Consider the following 17096-nt stretch of genomic DNA (forward strand, 5'->3'; position numbering starts at 1 on the left):
GACAGGAAGATGAAAGCGGGCCTTAAACCCTGTCGGCCGTACGTGTCGGTTCTTCCCTGTCGATCAGATGGGAAGGGGCTGCAAATTGCAGCAGCTTGTTCTTGTTCGTGATCTTGATCGCGGAGGCCTGCACACTGACGCCGTGCGAGCCGAGCGTCGCAAAATTGCGCGACAGGTTCTCCGGCGTCATGCCGAGATAGGCGGCAAGGGTCCGTTTTTCATAAGGGATCATCACGACCTCCGCGCCGTTGTTTAACACCGATTCCCTGACGATCCAGTTGGCGAGGCGCTGCACGCTGCTTCGCAGCTTCTGTGTCTTCAGTTCCTTGACCAGGCGGCGATATGAGCGTGCGGTTTCAAAAACGACGGCGCGCATGAAGCCGACATCCTCGCTCATCAAATCCCGGACAAGGCTGGAGGGCACCATCAACACGCGGGTGGGCGTGAGTGTCTGCGCGGTTTGCAGGCACACGTCGTCATTGAGCACTGCCGCCAGAATGAAGATGTCGTCGGCGCGCAGTATCTCCAGCGCGGTCTCGCCGTCATCCGATTTCGCCGACATCAGCACAAGGCCGTCGAGGATCGCGAACAGAAAGTCCGCAGGCTCGTCCTCCTTGATCAAGGTCGTGCGCGGTGGAAATGACTGTACGAAGCTCGGACGCATGATCCGCTCGAACGTGGCATCTGCCATATCCATAAAAAGCGGCAAATTCCTCAATGCGTCGATGTCTTCCTTCCGCATTAAACCTCACTTTCAGCCTCAAGTTTTTACCAATCAATTATGCTTGATAAATATCAATTATGCAATATGAATTAATCAATACTTGGGTCAAACTAAATCTATTTTTGGTGTTAACGTACGATTATCTAAAATTCAACTTGAATAGTCTACCGATATTGATCTTAATCAATGTATTCATCTGACAGTCGACGCATAAGTGCAAACGAAACCTTCCATGGTATTCAATTCGGAGTACGCCTATGCAACATGTCGCAGGGGAAAATCCCAGGGCGCAGACTACGGCGCTAGCGATGAGTACGACCGCTTTTACTGTCTGTTTTGCGGTCTGGACCATCTTTGCAATCATCGGCATTGAAATTCGATCCGAGCTTGGCCTGAGCGAAACCCAGTTCGGCCTGCTTGTCGGTACGCCTATCCTGACCGGGTCGCTGATCCGCGTCATTCTGGGCATATGGGCGGATCGCTACGGCGGTCGCGCCATTTTCACGCTCACAATGCTGGTCTCGGCAGTCGCCACCTGGCTTCTGACCTACGCCACCACCTATCCGCAGATGCTGATTGCAGCACTTGGCGTCGGCGTGGCGGGCGGGTCGTTCTCGGTTGGTGTCGCCTATGTCTCGCGCTGGTATCCACCGGAAAAGCAGGGCGTCGCGCTTGGCATTTTCGGCGCGGGCAATGTCGGCTCGGCGGTGACGAAGTTCTTCGCGCCGATGGTCATGGTTGCATTCGGCTGGCACGCGGTTGCCGAAGTCTGGGCGGCCGCGATGGTCGTCATGGCGCTGATCTTCTATTTCACCACGAGCGACGATCCCGTTCTGGTCGAGCGCCGCCGCAAGGGTGAAAAGCCGACCAGCACGCTGATGGAGCTGGAGCCGCTGAAGAACATTCAGGTCTGGCGTTTCTCACTTTACTATTTCTTCGTCTTCGGCGCCTTTGTGGCTCTCGCGCTGTGGCTGCCGCAATATCTGATCCATGTCTATGGCGTCGATATTCGCCTGGCAGGCATCATCGCGGCGTTCTTCTCCGTCCCGGCCAGCCTTTTCCGCGCCTATGGCGGGCATCTTTCGGATGTCTACGGTGCGCGCCGGGTCATGTACTGGACCTTCGCCGTCTCGCTGGTCGCGACATTCATACTGTCTTATCCGCCGACGGATTATGTCATCCAGAGCGATAACGGCCCGCTGGCCTTCCATGCGGAAATGGGCGTGATCGGCTTCACGATCACCGTCTTCATCCTCGGCTTCTTCATGGCCTTGGGCAAGGCAGCCGTCTTCAAGCATATTCCGGTCTATTATCCGGGCAATGTCGGCTCCGTCGGCGGTCTGGTGGGCATGATCGGCGGTCTTGGCGGCTTCATTCTGCCGATCCTGTTCGGCGTGCTGCTGGACCAGACTGGCCTGTGGACAAGCTGCTTCATGCTGCTCTTCGTCATCGTCGCGGTTTCCTTTGCGTGGATGCATGTCTCGATCCGCCAGATGGAACGCGCCACGCAAGGCACGACGACGGAAGAGCTTCCGGCCTTTGCCGAATTGCAGGGCCTGAAGAAGGCTGAGGTCAAGCCTGCAAAGGGCGATTCCGTTCTGACCGACTGGCGTCCGGACGATCCGACCTTCTGGGAAGAGAAGGGAAGGAAGATCGCCAAGCGCAATCTGTGGCTTTCGATCCCGGCACTGCTTCTGTCCTTCGCCATCTGGCAGGTCTGGTCCGTGGTGGTGGCGAAGCTGCCGCTGGTCGGCTACCAATTCACGACCGACCAGCTGTTCTGGCTGGCAGCGCTCCCCGGCATTTCGGGCGCGACCTTCCGCATCTTCTATTCCTTCATGGTGCCGATCTTCGGCGGCCGCCTGTGGACCACCCTGACCACCTGGTCGCTGGTCATTCCGGCCATCGGTATCGGCTATGCCGTGCAGAACCCCAACACGCCTTACTTCATCTTCTTGGCTCTGGCGCTCTGCTGCGGCTTCGGTGGCGGTAACTTTGCCTCCTCCATGTCCAATATCTCGTTCTTCTTCCCGAAGCATGAGAAGGGCAATGCGGCAGCGCTCAATGCTGGCCTCGGCAATCTCGGCGTCAGCGTCGTGCAGTTCGTGGTTCCGCTGGTCATCACTGCCGGTATCTTCGGCAAGCTTGGCGGCGATCCGGCAATGGTCGCAACCGAAGCCGGCAGCACGCCGCTCTGGCTGCAGAATGCCGGTTTCTTCTTCGTGCCGTTCATCGTCGTTACGGCTTTCGCCAACTGGTTCGGCATGAACGATATCGCGTCAGCCAAGGCTTCGTTTGCCGATCAGGCTGTCATTTTCCGCCGCAGGCACAACTGGATCATGTGCTGGCTCTATACGGGAACCTTCGGCTCGTTCATCGGCTATTCGGCTGGCTTCCCGCTGCTCACCAACATCCTGTTCCCGGAAGTGAACGCGCTTCAGTTCGCCTTCCTCGGACCCCTCGTCGGCGCGTTGTCGCGGTCGGGTTCGGGCTGGCTTGCCGATAAATATGGCGGCGGTCGCGTCACTATCTGGGCATTCGTCCTGATGATGATCGGTGTGGCGGGTGTGCTGTACTTCGTCGGCATCAAGGATCAGCCGAATGCGTTCTGGGGCTTCTTCGCTTCCTTCATCCTGCTGTTCTTTGCAACGGGCATCGGCAACGCCTCCACCTTCCAGATGATCCCGGCGATCATGTCGAAAGAGATGGACAGGCTTATGCCCAACGCCACCCCGGAAGAACGCCGTCACGAAGCGGACAAGGAATCTGCTGCCATCACCGGCTTCACCTCGGCCATTGCTGCCTTCGGCGCCTTCTTCATCCCGAAGGGTTACGGCACCTCGATCAGCATGACCGGCGGACCGGAAGCCGCACTCTGGGCCTTCCTGATCTTCTACGTGACATGCCTCATCATCACCTGGGGCGTCTACACCCGAAAAGGCGGTCTGCTCTACGACGTGGAGCATCGCAGCAAACCAGCCGCTGCCGCTGCCTGAAGAAATAAAGTGAGGATAAAATCATGAGTCTACTCCTCGATCGCCTGAACTTTCTTGCGCGCAAGAATGTCGGCACCTTCTCGGAAGGCCATGGCGTCACGACCAATGAGAATCGTGACTGGGAAGACGCCTATCGCAAGCGCTGGCAGCACGACAAGATTGTCCGCTCCACCCATGGCGTGAACTGCACCGGCTCCTGCTCGTGGAAAGTCTACGTCAAGGGCGGCATCATCACCTGGGAAACCCAGCAGACCGATTATCCGCGCACGCGCGCCGATCTTCCGAACCATGAACCGCGCGGCTGTTCGCGCGGGGCAAGCTATAGCTGGTATGTCTATTCTGCTAACCGCGTGAAATATCCGCTGATCCGCTCCCGCCTCCTGAAATTGTGGCGCAAAGAACGCGCGCTGAAAACGCCGGTCGCAGCCTGGGCCGCGATCCAGCAGGACCCGGCCAAGCGCGCCGACTATATGAAGGTGCGCGGTCTCGGCGGCTTCGTGCGCGCAACGTGGGAAGAGGTCAACGAGATCATCGCCGCGGCCAATGCCTATACGGCCAAGACCTATGGACCGGACCGCGTGATCGGCTTCTCGCCGATCCCGGCCATGTCGATGGTGTCCTATGCGGCGGGCTCGCGTTACCTGTCACTGCTCGGCGGCGTCTGCATGTCGTTCTATGACTGGTATTGCGATCTGCCGCCCGCTTCGCCCATGACATGGGGCGAACAGACGGACGTGCCGGAATCGGCTGACTGGTACAATGCCGGTTTCCTGATGCTCTGGGGTTCCAACGTACCGCAGACCCGCACGCCGGATGCGCATTTCTATACGGAAGTGCGTTACAAGGGCACCAAGTCGGTCGTTGTCTGCCCCGACTATTCGGAAGCAGCGAAGTTTTCCGATCTGTGGCTGCATCCCAAGCAGGGCACCGATGCCGCGCTTGCCATGGCGCTTGGCCATGTGATCCTGCGCGAATATCACCTTGACCGGCAGGTTCCCTATTTCGAGAATTACTGCCGTAAATATTCTGACTTCCCGATGCTGGTCATGCTCTCGAAGAAGGACGGACGTTATGTGCCGGACCGCTTCCTGCGCGCTTCCGACTTCAAGGGCGATCTCGGCGAAGGCAATAATCCGGACTGGAAGACGGTCGCCTTCGACACGAAGTCGGGCGCCTATGTTGCGCCGCAGGGCTCCATCGGTTTCCGCTGGGGTGACGATGGCCAGTGGAACCTTGAAGAAAAGGACGGCAAGGGCAAGGATGTGGAGCTTGCCAAGAGCTTCATCGACAAGGACAGCCACGATGCCGTTGCCGATGTGGCTTTCCCCTATTTCGGCAACCGCGAGCACGATTATTTTGAAGGCACGGACCATGACAGCGTGCTGGTGCGCAAGGTTCCGGCCCGCAAGCTGAAGATCAAGGGCGGCGACGTCATGGTCGCGACTGTGTTCGACCTGTTCGCGGCCAATTACGGCCTCGATCGCGGGCTTGGCGACGAGAATTCCGCCAAGTCCTATGACGAGGGCCTGCCATATACCCCGGCCTGGGCAGAGAAGATCACGGGCGTCCCGCGCGACCAGATCATTGCTGTCGCCCGCGAATTTGCTACCAATGCCGAAAAGACCAATGGCCGTTCCATGGTCATCCTCGGTGCCGGTCTCAATCACTGGTACCACATGGACATGAACTATCGCGGCATCATCAACATGCTGGTGATGTGTGGCTGTGTGGGTCAGTCCGGCGGCGGCTGGAGCCATTATGTGGGTCAGGAAAAGCTGCGTCCGCAGACCGGCTGGACAGCGCTTGCCTTCGCGCTCGACTGGAATCGTCCGCCGCGCCACATGAACTCCACCTCGTTCTTCTATGCGCATACCGACCAGTGGCGCTACGAGACTGTGAAGGTGCAGGACATTCTTTCGCCCACCGCGCCTGAGGGCGCGTGGGACGGCACGATGATCGACTACAACATCCGGGCCGAGCGCATGGGCTGGCTGCCTTCCGCGCCGCAGCTCCAGACCAACCCGCTGGAGCTTGCCAAGGAGGCCGCCGCATCGGGCAAGGAGCCAAAGGACTTCATTGCAAATGCTTTGAAGAACGGCACTGTCACCATGTCCTGCGAGGACCCGGATCACGAGGCCAACTGGCCGCGCAACATGTTCGTCTGGCGCTCGAACCTGCTCGGTTCGTCAGGCAAGGGGCATGAATATTTCCTGAAGCACCTGCTCGGCACGTCGAACGGCCTGCTTGGCAAGGATCTGGGTCAGGAAGGCGCACAGGAAAGCCGTGAGGCCGTGTGGCATGAGAATGCTCCGGAAGGAAAGCTCGACCTGCTGGTCACGCTCGATTTCCGCATGTCCACAACTTGCGTCTATTCCGATATCGTTCTGCCGACTGCCACCTGGTACGAGAAGAACGACCTCAACACTTCCGACATGCACCCCTTCATCCATCCGCTGTCGAGCGCAGCCGACCCGGCATGGGAAGCACGCAGCGACTGGGAAATCTTCAAGGGTATCGCGAAGAAGTTCTCGGAAGTGGCGCCGGAAGTGCTGGGTGTCGAGAAGGACATCGTTCTTGTGCCGACCCTGCATGACACGGCAGGCGAACTGGCGCAGCCGAAGGATGTTCTTGACTGGAAGAAGGGCGAGGTCGAGCCGATCCCCGGCAAGACCATGCCATCGGTCGTGGTTGTGGAGCGCGATTATCCAAACCTCTACAAGCGCTATACGTCCGTCGGGCCGCTTCTCGACAAGCTGGGCAATGGCGGCAAGGGCATTTCGTGGAATACCCAACACGAGGTGGAGCTGCTAGGCAATCTGAACGGCAAGGTTCATGAGCCAGGGGCAAGCGAGGGACGCCCGCGCATCTATACCGACGTCGACGCAACCGAGGTCATTCTGTCGCTCGCGCCGGAAACCAACGGTGAGGTGGCGGTCAAGGCATGGGAAGCGCTGTCGAAATTCACAGGTCGCGACCATTCGCATCTGGCCATTCCCAAGGAAGACGAGAAGATCCGCTATCGCGATATTGTTGCGCAGCCGCGCAAGATCATCTCCTCGCCAACCTGGTCGGGCATTGAATCCGAAACCGTCTGCTACAATGCAGGCTATACCAACGTGCACGAGCTGATCCCGTGGCGCACGCTGACCGGCCGTCAGCAGCTCTATCAGGATCACCTGTGGATGCGAGCTTTCGGCGAAGGCTTCTGCGTCTATCGCCCGCCGATCGATACCAAGACGGTCAACCCGGCAATCCGTGAAAAGGCGGACGGCAAGCCGCATCTGGTGCTGAACTTCATCACGCCGCACCAGAAATGGGGCATCCACTCCACCTATACCGACAATCTGTTGATGCTGACGCTCAATCGCGGCGGGCCGGTTGTCTGGATTTCGGAACCGGATGCAGCAAGGGCGGGCCTCGTCGATAATGACTGGGTGGAAGTCTACAATGCCAACGGCGCCATTGTGGCCCGTGCGGTCGTCTCCCAGCGCATGAAGGATGGAACCATCTTCATGTATCATGCGCAGGAGAAGATCGTGAACACGCCCGGCTCGCCGCTCACCGGCCAGCGAGGCGGCATTCACAACTCCGTCACCCGCATCATCACCAAGCCGACGCATATGATCGGCGGCTACGCCCACCAGTCCTATGGTTTCAACTATTACGGAACCGTCGGCGCCAACCGCGACGAGTTCGTGGTCGTGCGCAAGCTTGAGAAAGTGGACTGGATGGAAGGTCCGCTTGAAGACGGCAACCAGAGCTCCGCAGCTAAGGAGGCAGCAGAATGAAAATCCGTGCCCAAATTGGAATGGTGCTCAATCTCGACAAGTGCATCGGCTGCCACACCTGCTCCGTGACGTGCAAGAACGTCTGGACCAACCGCGAAGGCGTGGAATATGCCTGGTTCAACAATGTCGAGACCAAGCCCGGCATCGGCTTCCCGAAGGAATGGGAAAACCAGAAGAAGTGGAACGGCGGCTGGGTTCGCAAGAAGAACGGCAAGATCGAGCCGAAGATGGGCTCCAAGTGGCGCATCCTCGCCAAGATTTTCGCCAATCCGGACCTGCCTGAAATCGACGATTATTACGAACCGTTCGACTTCGATTACGGCCATCTCCAGACCGCAGGCGAAAGCAAGACGATGCCGACCGCCCGTCCGCGCTCGCTGATTTCCGGCGAGCGGATGGAAAAGATCGAATGGGGTCCGAACTGGGAAGAAATTCTCGGCGGCGAATTCGCCAAGCGCTCAAAGGACTACAATTTCGAGGGCGTGGAGAAGGAAATCTACGGCCAGTTCGAAAACACCTTCATGATGTATCTGCCGCGCCTGTGCGAGCACTGCCTCAATCCGACCTGCGTTGCAGCCTGTCCTTCAGGTGCGATCTACAAGCGCGAGGATGACGGCATTGTCCTGATCGATCAGGAAAAGTGCCGCGGCTGGCGCATGTGCGTCTCCGGTTGCCCCTACAAGAAGATTTATTACAACTGGAGTTCGGGCAAGTCCGAGAAGTGCATCTTCTGCTATCCGCGCATTGAAGCAGGCCAGCCGACTGTATGTTCGGAAACCTGCGTGGGCCGCATCCGCTATCTGGGTGTGATGCTCTATGATGCCGACCGTATTGCGGAGGCTGCTTCCACGGCCAATGAACAGGATCTCTATCAGGAACAGCTCAACATCTTCCTCGATCCGAACGATCCCGCTGTGATCGAACAGGCACGCAAGGACGGTGTGCCGGAAGCCTGGCTGGAATCCGCCAAGCATTCGCCGGTCTACAAGATGGCGATGGACTGGAAGATCGCCTTCCCGCTCCATCCTGAATACCGCACCCTGCCGATGGTCTGGTATGTGCCGCCGCTTTCGCCGCTCCAGTCGGCTGCTGCTGCAGGCAAGCTTGGCATGGATGGTCCGCTGCCGGATGTTCGCTCCATGCGCATCCCGGTCCGCTACCTTGCCAATCTTCTGACGGCAGGCAAGGAAGAACCGGTCATCTCGGCGCTGGAACGCATGCTCGCCATGCGCGCCTATATGCGCGCCAAGACCGTCGATGGCGTTATCGACGATGCGATTGCCGACCGCGTCGGCATGAGCGGTGCGATGATCGAGGAAATGTACCACATCATGGCGATTGCCAATTACGAAGACCGTTTCGTCATCCCGACGACGCATCGTGAAATCACCGAGGATGCCTATGATGTGCGCGGCTCCTGCGGCTTCACCTTCGGCAATGGCTGCTCGGGTGGAACATCGACCGAAGACCTGTTCGGCTCCAAGCGCCAGAAGGTGGTCCAGACGCCAACCGATATTTTCAGGGAGCAGGTGTAATGAACAAGACCCTGAAAATCATATCGTTGCTGCTGTCCTATCCGTCCGCCGAGCTGCAGCTTGGCGGAGAGGAACTGAAAGAGGCGCTTTCCGGGGAAAAGCTCTCGCCCGGCATCCGCAGGCTTCTCGACAGTCTTGTCGATTATGTCTGCGACTGCGACCTCTATGAAGCACAGGAACGCTACGTGCATCTCTTCGACCGGACGCGTTCGCTGTCACTGCATCTTTTCGAGCATGTGCATGGTGAAAGCCGCGACCGCGGCCAGGCCATGGTCGATCTCATGAAGATGTATGACGACAACGGCTTTGTCGTCGATGCCAAGGAACTGCCGGACTATCTGCCGCTGTTCCTTGAATTCCTGTCAACGCGCTCGCCGGAGGAAATCCACGATCTTCTCACCCAGACCGGCCATATCACGGCGGCCATCGGTGAGCGTCTGCGCAAGCGCCAGTCACCCTATGCCAACGCCTTTGCGGTGCTGCTTCATGTCGCCAATGCCAAGCCGGACAAGAACCTCGTCGGAGAACTGCTTCGGCAAGAGGAAGACGACCCGAACGATCTGGCCGCGCTCGACCGCATCTGGGAAGAAGAAGCGGTAACGTTTGGCGGCAATGCGGGCGACAATTCCTGCGGCCCGGACCGGTTGCGCACGCAGATGCGTGCAGCACAGCGCAAGCCCGGCTCCCCGTCCAACCCTTCACATATATAGGAGACGGAAAATGGCTTACCTCCATACGTTTCTTTTCGGCATCTATCCCTACATCGCATTGAGCGTGCTCGTGCTCGGCTCGATCTTCCGCTATGACCGCGAGCCCTATACGTGGCGTTCCGGCTCAAGCCAGCTTTTGCGGCGCAGGCAGCTCATGTGGGGTTCGGTTCTGTTCCATCTCGGCGTGCTGTTCATCTTCGCCGGTCATTTGGTTGGCCTGCTGACGCCGATCTGGGTTTTCGACATGCTCGGTATCAGCCATGAGGCAAAGCAGATTCTCGCTGTGGTGGCGGGTGGCATCGCCGGTGTGATGGCAATCGTCGGCGCCAGCATGCTTGTGCATCGCCGTGTATTCGATCCGCGCGTTCGCGCGTCCTCAAGACCGACCGACACGCTGATCATCATGCTTTTGTGGTTGCAGCTTCTGCTGGGTCTCGGCACCATTCCGATCTCGCTGCAGCATCTGGACGGCGGTGAAATGGTGACATTCATGAACTGGGCGCAAGGCATCTTCACCTTCAATCCGGCTGCATCGAGCTACATCACCAATGCGTCGATCGTCTTCAAGATGCATATCTTCCTGGGGCTTACCATCTTCCTGCTGTTCCCGTTCACGCGCCTTGTGCATATGCTGAGTGCGCCGGTACGCTACATCTGGCGTCCGGGCTATCAGGTCGTGCGTGAGCGCAACCATACGGCTCAGCCCTCGCATATGCGTATTCCTGCGGAGTAAGGCTCATGGTGACGCTTTTTGACCGGAAACAGCCAACCGAACAGTCGCCTGGGCAAGCTCATGCGCATAATACGGGCTACACGACCTATCAGGAGCCGGATACGCGCGTGCCGCCGAAGCCGCGCCCGGTCTTCGATGCGGTGTCCGTCAATGGCGTGGCGATCAACGAACCCGACATTCTGACGGAGGCGCAAAACCATCCGTCGGAAAATCCCGGCGCGGCGCTGCTTGCCGCCGCGCGGGCGCTGGCGGTGCGCGAGCTTCTTTTGCAGCGCGCAAGGGAAATCGGCATCGTCCCCGAGCACGAGAAGGATGCTGACGGGCGCAGTGAAACCGACGAGGACGCGCTGGTGCGCATGGTGATCGAACGGGAGGTGGAAGTGCCTTCCGCCACCCGCGAGGAAGCCCTGCGCTTCTACGAAAACAACCGCCATCGCTTCACCAGTGCGCCCATTCTGGAGGCGAGCCATATCCTGATCGCTGCCGATCCTGCCGACAGCCAAGCCCGCGAAAAGGCTCGCACGACCGCATCTCATCTGGCGTCGTCGGTGATTGCCGCGCCTGCCACATTCGCCTCGGTTGCGCATGAATATTCGTCTTGCCCGTCAGGCGCGCAAGGCGGCAATCTCGGTCAGCTGACACGCGGCAGCACGGTGCCTGAGTTCGAGCGGGCGCTGGAACGCCTGACACCCGGCGAAATAACGCCAGCCCCGATCGAAAGCCGCTTCGGCTTTCATATCGTGCGGCTTGACCGCCGTATCGAGGGCGAGGAACTGCCGTTCGATTATGTCGCCGACAGGATTGCCGGCTGGCTGGAGGCCTCCACCTGGTCGAAGGCTGTGTCGCAATATATCGCGATCCTCGCAGCCGATGCGGATATTACCGGTATCGATCTGCTGTCGAACGATGGAGCTGAGGCATGATGAGTGAACCGACGCTTGCAGCCATCCTGGCTGCAAAGGATGTGCCGGTGGACCAGCTTCTGGCTGGTGTGGCGCATCGGGCCAGGCAGGCGGGCTTACGCGTGGCGGGTTTTCTTCAGCACCGCGAAAACAATACGGATGAATGTTGCCGCGATATCGAGATCGAGCATATCGGCACCGGCGTGACGCAGATCATCTCGCAGTCGCTCGGCTCGGGGTCGAAGGGATGCCGTCTCGATCCGGCGGCACTCGCCGATGTGGCAGGCTCGCTTCTGGCGGAACTGGACGGCGGCGCCGATATGCTGATCCTCAACCGTTTCGGCAAGGGCGAGACGGAAGGGCACGGTTTCCGCGCCCTTATCGAGACGGCTTATGCGCGCCAGATTCCGGTGCTGACCGTGGTGCGGGAAACCTATGTCGAAGGCTGGAACGACTTCGCCGGTGAATGCGGCGTTCTTCTGGCTCCGGATAGCCAGGCAACGCTTGGATGGTTCGACCGGGTGATGGAACTCCGGAAATTGCCGGAAGCCGTTTGACGACGGCCTCTCTGCCGGAAATGCTCTATAGATCGAGCTGGTCGCGGCGGTCTTCCGCAATCAGCTTGCGGATCTGGTAGACGATCTGGTCTCCATGCGCCTTGCCAAGCAGATCGGCGGTATCCACGTCCCGTTCTTCGATGGCGCGGATCATGTCTTCATGCTCGGTGACGTAGCGCTCGGGCAGCCGGTCAGCAAAGGACTGGTAATAGAGACGCAACAGTCTGCGCCCCTCATCAAGCAGCCTCGAAAAGAAGGTGGTGTAGAAGGGATTGCGACCCGCTTCCGCAATGGCCGCATGAAAATCGCGGTTGGTCGCGATCATTTCCAGCGCATTTTGTGAACGGACTGCGCGGGCAAAAGCTTCCTGATGCGCGCGGATGTTTTCAAGATCCTTGTCGGTCCGGTTGCGAGCGGCAAGCCGCGTCGTTACGCGGTACATCAGCGTCACTGCGTCGAAAAATGCGGGGAGGCTCAGAAAGTCGATATTGGACACAACGGTCGAGCGATTGGGAAGCGTGGTTACGAAGCCGTCGCTTGCCAGCCGCACCAAAGCCTCACGTATAGGCGTGCGCGACATGGAAAAGCGTTCGGCCAACTGGTTTTCATCGATGGGGCTACCCGGCGCGAGCGAAAGATCGATGATCTCATCGCGCAGCACGTCGTAAACCAGCTTGACGCCTGAACCCTTCTTCCGGTCGGCTGTCTGGTTTGCGTCGTCTTTGTCCATGATTTTGTCGGTCCTTTATCTGTGCATTTGCCGCAGCACAACTGCGCTATCTCTTTATTTTAGCGCATGTCTTCATCCCAAAACCGGTTCCCACTTTTGGAAGACACGCTCTAAACACCAGTTTAAATCTCATCGGTCAAGCAATCCTAACCCGAAATAAAATTTTGGTCGACAAGAAAAATACAAAGTGTATATTTGATTCAATACAACGCTCGGCAGACCGATTGTAGATCCAGCCCGCGTGAAGAACGCTCAAGGAAAAACGTCCAAGGAACGACGCTATGACCTCTAACATTTTCTCCGGTTGCATTCCGGCCCTCATGACCCCCTGCAAGCCCGACCGCACGCCGGATTTCGATGCGCTGGTCCGCAAAGGCAAGGAACTGATCGCGAAGGGCATGTCCGCGGTCGTCTATTGCGGCTCCATGGGTGACTGGCCGCTCCTCTCGGACGAGGAACGCATGGCGGGCGTCGAAGCGCTTGCCAAGGCTGGCGTGCCCGTCGTCGTCGGCACCGGCGCCGTCAACACGAAGATTGCTGCGGCCCACGCCGCCCATGCGCAGAAAGTCGGCGCGAAGGGCCTGATGGTCATTCCGCGCGTTCTCTCGCGCGGTTCCTCCATTTCGGCGCAGAAGGCGCACTTCAAGGCGATCCTGTCGGCGGCACCCGATCTGCCGGCTGTCATTTATAACAGCCCCTATTACGGCTTTGCGACCCGCGCCGATCTTTTCTTTGCGCTGCGCGCAGAACATCCGAACCTCATTGGGTTCAAGGAATTCGGCGGCGCGGAACCGATGCGCTACGCGGCTGAAAACATCACTAGCGCCGATGACGATGTAACGCTGATGGTCGGCGTCGATACCGGCGTTTTCCACGGCTTCGTCAATTGCGGCGCAACCGGCGCGATTACAGGCATCGGCAATGTGCTGCCGAAGGAAGTTCAGCATCTGGTGGCATTGTCGAAGGCTGCGGCTGCAGGCGATGTCGAAGCACGCAAGCTGGCGCTGGAACTGGAAGCTGCGCTCAACGTCCTCTCATCTTTCGATGAAGGCCCGGACCTCGTCCTTTTCTACAAGCACATGATGGTTTTGACCGGCAATCCCGAATATGAGCTGCATTTCAACGAGACGGACAAGCTGTCCGATAGCCAGCGCGGCTATTGTGAAGCCCAGCTGAAGCTGTTCCAGGACTGGTATGCCGACTGGATCAAGCAGGGCGGCACGGCGGCGAAATACGCTGCCTGAGCCGGGCTGAGATAAAGAAAAAGGCGCCGAATTCCGGCGCCTTTTTGTTTGGGATCACGACACCGCGTCGAGACCCTTTTCCTTCAGCTTTTCCAGAAGCGCCATTTCGGCGGCGGTCAGCGTAATGCCCTTGGCAAGTGAATCGCGGCGAGCGGCAAAGCGGCGCTGCGATGGCAAGCGCGCGCCCTGTCCGGCAATCGCCTCAATCAGCATCTCGCCGCGTTCCTGCGGGTTGCCGCGCCCGCCCGCCATGCGGGCAGGATCGAAGGCAATGATGAGTTCGCCGTGGCGCGGCGCAAGCGTCGTCGTGCCAAGGAAGTCGAGCGCTTCCGGGCTGGTGAAATCACCGATCATCACGCCGGCCAGAAGTTCGATCATCGTGGAAATGGCCGATCCCTTGTGTCCGCCGAATGGCAGCATCGCGCCTGCAAGGGCGGCTTCCGGATCGGTGGTCGGGTTGCCGTCCGCATCGACGGCCCAGCCTTCCGGCAGCTGCTTTCCGGCGCGGCGATAAAGCTCCAGTTCGCCGCGTGCCGCAACGCTGGTCGCAAAGTCGAACACATAAGGGTAGTCGCCGGGACGAGGCCAGCCGAAGGCGAAGGGATTGGTGCCCAGAAGCGGCTTCGTTCCGCCCGCGGGCGCGACGGTGGCGTAGCTCGGGCACATGGCGATTGCCGCAAGGCCCTGTTCGGCAAGCGCTTCCACCTCGGGCCACAAAGCCGCGAAATGGGTGCAGTCATTGATCGCCAGCGCCGCAATGCCGAGCTTGCGCGCTTGTTCGACGAGGGCAGGCGTGCCGCGTTCGAAGGCCAGATTGGCAAAGCCACCCCTGGCATCGACACGAACGACCGCGCTGTCATCGGTCGTGACGACCGGGTCGGCATCGGCGACAACCTTGCCGCTCTTGAGTGTCCGCAGGCAGCCTTCGATGCGGTAGACGCCATGCGATTTGCAGCCGTCGCGCTCACCCGCCACAATCGTCTTGGCAATGGCTGCGGCATGATCGGCGCTGAAACCTGCCTTGTTCAGGATCTCTCGTACAAGCCTGGCGAGTTCTTCCGTTGAAATCGAAATGGTGTCGCTCATTCTATCCTCCCTTGCCAATGCGCATGTATCGTTCGTGGAATGCATACAAGATGCATGCAGGCTTGTCATGCCGTGCCGAGGTAAAATCAGCCGGTTTTATTCTGAGCGGCATTATCAGGAATAAACCCGCCTGTTTGATCCAGATCAAAGAGGTTGGCGAGCGAGAGGTCTAAACCCCGTTACGTGGCGTGTTAAAGCCGAGACGGCAGGTGCGCCAATCGATGGAGATCAGGACGAAAATGCGTAACCTCGCGATCAAATTTGCTGCAGCAGGCATTCTTGCTGTGCTGGCGGCGCCCGCTCTTGCCGAAAATATCGAAGTTCACATGCTCAACAAGGGCGCCGATGGCGCCATGGTTTTCGAGCCCGCCTATATCAAGGCCAATCCAGGTGACACGATCACCTTCGTTCCGGTCGATAAGGGGCACAATGTCGAGTCGATCAAGGACATGATTCCGGAAGGGGCAGAGAAGTTCAAAAGCAAGATCAACGAGAATTATGTGCTGACGGTTACCCAGCCCGGCGCATATCTGGTAAAGTGCACGCCGCATTATGCCATGGGCATGATCGCGCTGATCACAGTGGGTGACAACCCGGCCAATCTGGATGAGATCGTTGCGGCCAAGAAGCCGAAAGTGGTTCAGCAACGACTGGAAAAGGTTATCGCCAGCGCGAAGTGAAGACCGCAAAGTAAGAATGCCAATACTCTCGATGGGCCGAACTTGAACCGGCCTCATGACGAGGACATCATGACCAGACAGCCAAGCCTGCAGGCAGTACCTGCTGCGATGCCATCCGATCAAAAAGGTATGCCGCGCGGACTGAAAATGACCGGTCCCGTCCTCCTCAGCTATGGCTTCCGCCCATTCTTTCTGGGCGGAGCCATATGGGCCGTTCTGGCCATGCTTTTCTGGATATTGTCGTTGACGCTCGGAATGCCCCTTGGCGGCTCCTATGGCGGGTTGAACTGGCATGCCCATGAAATGGTGTTCGGTTTCTCCTCTGCCGTTCTCGCAGGCTTTCTGCTGACCGCCATCCCGAACTGGACCGGCGGCCTGCCGGTATCGGGAACACCGCTCGCTATTCTCTGCGGCATATGGCTTGTCGGCAGGCTCGTCTTTCTGGCGCCTGACCTTATCGATGTGCGCTTTGCCGTTGCCGTCGAGAGCCTGTTTCTCCCCTCCCTGCTTTTCATCTGCGCGCGCGAGATCATCGCTGGCCGTCAATGGAAAAACCTGAAAGTGCTGATGGGCGTGGCGGCGGTGATGGTCGCCAATCTGGCCTTCCATTATCTCATCCTGACCGATGGCGACGTGGCCATGGCCAATCGCATCGGTGTCAGCGCCTATGTCCTGCTGGTCATGGTGATCGGCGGGCGCATCGTGCCGAGCTTCACCCGCAACTGGCTCAACAAGATGGGAAAGACGCGCTTTCCGGTGCCGTTCAACCGCTATGACGGGGTGTGCATCCTTGTCGGCGTCGCTGCCTGCATCGGCTGGATCGCCATGCCCGACCAGACCATAACCGCCGTTGTGGCTTGGATTGCGGCGCTGTTTCATTTCGTGCGGCTTTATCGCTGGCGGGGATGGTCGGTGGCGCGTGAAAAGCTGCTGCTGATCCTTCACGTCGCCTATGCCTTCATCCCGCTCGGCTTCATCGCCATCGGCCTTTCAGCCATCGATCGGCTTAACCCTTATTCCGCCCTGCATGTCGTGACCGTGGGGGCGATCGGCTGCATGATGCTGGCGGTCATGACGCGGGCGACGCGCGGCCATACCGGACGCGAGCTGACGGCCTCGCCCGTCACGCAAGCCGCTTATCTTTGCCTCGTCGCGGCAGCGCTGATCCGCCCGCTGGCGGAAATCATGCCGAATTTCTTCCACACCATCCTTGCCGCCTCGGCCTTGCTCTGGATGGGCGCTTTCGGTCTTTATGTTCTCGAATACGGGCCAATGCTGGTGCGGGAGAGGCGCCAACGCATAGCAGGGGCTTAACCGGTTCATAGCGATGTCATTCCAAAGAGCAGTCCGTGGTCGTCTACGGGCTGCTTTTTCATGTTTCGGAAGGTGAGTCGCGGCTTCAAAGCGTTGA

General features: G+C 58.9%; 13 protein-coding genes. 10 read left to right on the forward strand and 3 right to left on the reverse strand.

Going from position 1 to position 17096, the window contains the following annotated elements; genetic code table 11:
• Positions 1 to 22 precede the first annotated feature (22 nt).
• Positions 23 to 742: a cyclic nucleotide-binding domain-containing protein gene (locus JNC70_RS03870; protein WP_211693519.1), complete on the reverse strand. Its 720-nt coding sequence runs from the start codon at positions 740 to 742 to the stop codon at positions 23 to 25.
• A gap of 239 nt (positions 743 to 981) precedes the next feature.
• On the opposite strand from JNC70_RS03870, the gene JNC70_RS03875 reads away from it, so the two are divergent.
• From JNC70_RS03875 to JNC70_RS03905, 7 genes are read left to right on the forward strand one after another with little or no spacing between them, the layout of a single operon-like run.
• Positions 982 to 3720, forward strand: coding sequence for a nitrate/nitrite transporter (locus JNC70_RS03875; RefSeq protein ID WP_104755641.1), 2739 nt, complete (start codon positions 982 to 984; stop codon positions 3718 to 3720).
• 23 nt (positions 3721 to 3743) lie between these two features.
• On the forward strand, positions 3744 to 7508 hold the full coding sequence (locus tag JNC70_RS03880; protein WP_374788547.1) for a nitrate reductase subunit alpha: 3765 nt from the start codon (positions 3744 to 3746) through the stop codon (positions 7506 to 7508).
• Entirely contained in the window at positions 7505 to 9043 is a 1539-nt protein-coding gene (gene narH, locus JNC70_RS03885) for a nitrate reductase subunit beta (protein WP_104755639.1), read from the forward strand. Before JNC70_RS03880 ends, narH begins: the two co-directional genes overlap by 4 nt.
• Positions 9043 to 9753, forward strand: coding sequence for a nitrate reductase molybdenum cofactor assembly chaperone (gene narJ / locus JNC70_RS03890; protein WP_104755638.1), 711 nt, complete (start codon positions 9043 to 9045; stop codon positions 9751 to 9753). Before narH ends, narJ begins: the two co-directional genes overlap by 1 nt.
• Positions 9754 to 9763: 10 nt before the next feature.
• Positions 9764 to 10486 carry a respiratory nitrate reductase subunit gamma gene (gene narI / locus JNC70_RS03895; RefSeq protein ID WP_104755637.1) on the forward strand — a complete coding sequence of 241 codons (723 nt, stop codon included), beginning with the start codon at positions 9764 to 9766 and terminating at the stop codon, positions 10484 to 10486.
• Positions 10487 to 10491: 5 nt separating this feature from the next.
• Entirely contained in the window at positions 10492 to 11409 is a 918-nt protein-coding gene (locus JNC70_RS03900; RefSeq protein ID WP_104755636.1) for a peptidylprolyl isomerase, read from the forward strand.
• Entirely contained in the window at positions 11406 to 11945 is a 540-nt protein-coding gene (locus JNC70_RS03905) for a DUF2478 domain-containing protein (RefSeq protein WP_104755635.1), read from the forward strand. The genes JNC70_RS03900 and JNC70_RS03905 overlap by 4 nt, the downstream gene beginning before the upstream one ends.
• 25 nt (positions 11946 to 11970) lie before the next feature.
• Here the strand turns inward: JNC70_RS03905 and JNC70_RS03910 are convergent, their stop codons facing one another.
• On the reverse strand, positions 11971 to 12675 hold the full coding sequence (locus JNC70_RS03910; RefSeq protein ID WP_006468363.1) for a GntR family transcriptional regulator: 705 nt from the start codon (positions 12673 to 12675) through the stop codon (positions 11971 to 11973).
• A 281-nt stretch (positions 12676 to 12956) separates the two neighbouring features.
• Between JNC70_RS03910 and JNC70_RS03915 the strand changes: the two genes are divergently transcribed.
• Positions 12957 to 13919, forward strand: coding sequence for a dihydrodipicolinate synthase family protein (locus JNC70_RS03915; protein WP_104755634.1), 963 nt, complete (start codon positions 12957 to 12959; stop codon positions 13917 to 13919).
• A gap of 54 nt (positions 13920 to 13973) precedes the next feature.
• Here JNC70_RS03915 and JNC70_RS03920 read toward each other — a convergent pair whose 3' ends face one another.
• On the reverse strand, positions 13974 to 15005 hold the full coding sequence (locus tag JNC70_RS03920) for an Ldh family oxidoreductase (RefSeq protein ID WP_104755633.1): 1032 nt from the start codon (positions 15003 to 15005) through the stop codon (positions 13974 to 13976).
• Between the two features lie 239 nt (positions 15006 to 15244).
• Between JNC70_RS03920 and JNC70_RS03925 the strand changes: the two genes are divergently transcribed.
• Together JNC70_RS03925 and JNC70_RS03930 are read left to right on the forward strand one after the other, a co-directional pair.
• Positions 15245 to 15685 (forward strand): pseudoazurin, encoded by a 441-nt coding sequence (locus JNC70_RS03925; protein WP_104755632.1) that lies wholly within the window; start codon positions 15245 to 15247, stop codon positions 15683 to 15685.
• 69 nt (positions 15686 to 15754) lie between these two features.
• On the forward strand, positions 15755 to 16999 hold the full coding sequence (locus tag JNC70_RS03930) for an NnrS family protein (RefSeq protein ID WP_104755631.1): 1245 nt from the start codon (positions 15755 to 15757) through the stop codon (positions 16997 to 16999).
• Positions 17000 to 17096 lie beyond the last annotated feature (97 nt).

Origin of the sequence: Brucella oryzae, from assembly GCF_041929965.1 — a bacterium.
GTDB classification, from domain to species: domain Bacteria; phylum Pseudomonadota; class Alphaproteobacteria; order Rhizobiales; family Rhizobiaceae; genus Brucella; species Brucella oryzae.

Excerpts from the sequence above, each read along its gene's own strand:
- JNC70_RS03870 (WP_211693519.1), bottom strand. The coding sequence starts at position 742 with ATGCGGAAGGAAGACATCGACGCATTGAGGAATTTGCCGCTTTTTATG.
- JNC70_RS03910 (WP_006468363.1), bottom strand. The coding sequence starts at position 12,675 with ATGGACAAAGACGACGCAAACCAGACAGCCGACCGGAAGAAGGGTTCA.
- JNC70_RS03880 (WP_374788547.1), top strand. The coding sequence starts at position 3,744 with ATGAGTCTACTCCTCGATCGCCTGAACTTTCTTGCGCGCAAGAATGTC.
- narJ (WP_104755638.1), top strand. The coding sequence starts at position 9,043 with ATGAACAAGACCCTGAAAATCATATCGTTGCTGCTGTCCTATCCGTCC.
- JNC70_RS03875 (WP_104755641.1), top strand. The coding sequence starts at position 982 with ATGCAACATGTCGCAGGGGAAAATCCCAGGGCGCAGACTACGGCGCTA.
- narH (WP_104755639.1), top strand. The coding sequence starts at position 7,505 with ATGAAAATCCGTGCCCAAATTGGAATGGTGCTCAATCTCGACAAGTGC.
- JNC70_RS03920 (WP_104755633.1), bottom strand. The coding sequence starts at position 15,005 with ATGAGCGACACCATTTCGATTTCAACGGAAGAACTCGCCAGGCTTGTA.
- JNC70_RS03905 (WP_104755635.1), top strand. The coding sequence starts at position 11,406 with ATGATGAGTGAACCGACGCTTGCAGCCATCCTGGCTGCAAAGGATGTG.
- JNC70_RS03925 (WP_104755632.1), top strand. The coding sequence starts at position 15,245 with ATGCGTAACCTCGCGATCAAATTTGCTGCAGCAGGCATTCTTGCTGTG.
- narI (WP_104755637.1), top strand. The coding sequence starts at position 9,764 with ATGGCTTACCTCCATACGTTTCTTTTCGGCATCTATCCCTACATCGCA.
- JNC70_RS03915 (WP_104755634.1), top strand. The coding sequence starts at position 12,957 with ATGACCTCTAACATTTTCTCCGGTTGCATTCCGGCCCTCATGACCCCC.
- JNC70_RS03900 (WP_104755636.1), top strand. The coding sequence starts at position 10,492 with ATGGTGACGCTTTTTGACCGGAAACAGCCAACCGAACAGTCGCCTGGG.
- JNC70_RS03930 (WP_104755631.1), top strand. The coding sequence starts at position 15,755 with ATGACCAGACAGCCAAGCCTGCAGGCAGTACCTGCTGCGATGCCATCC.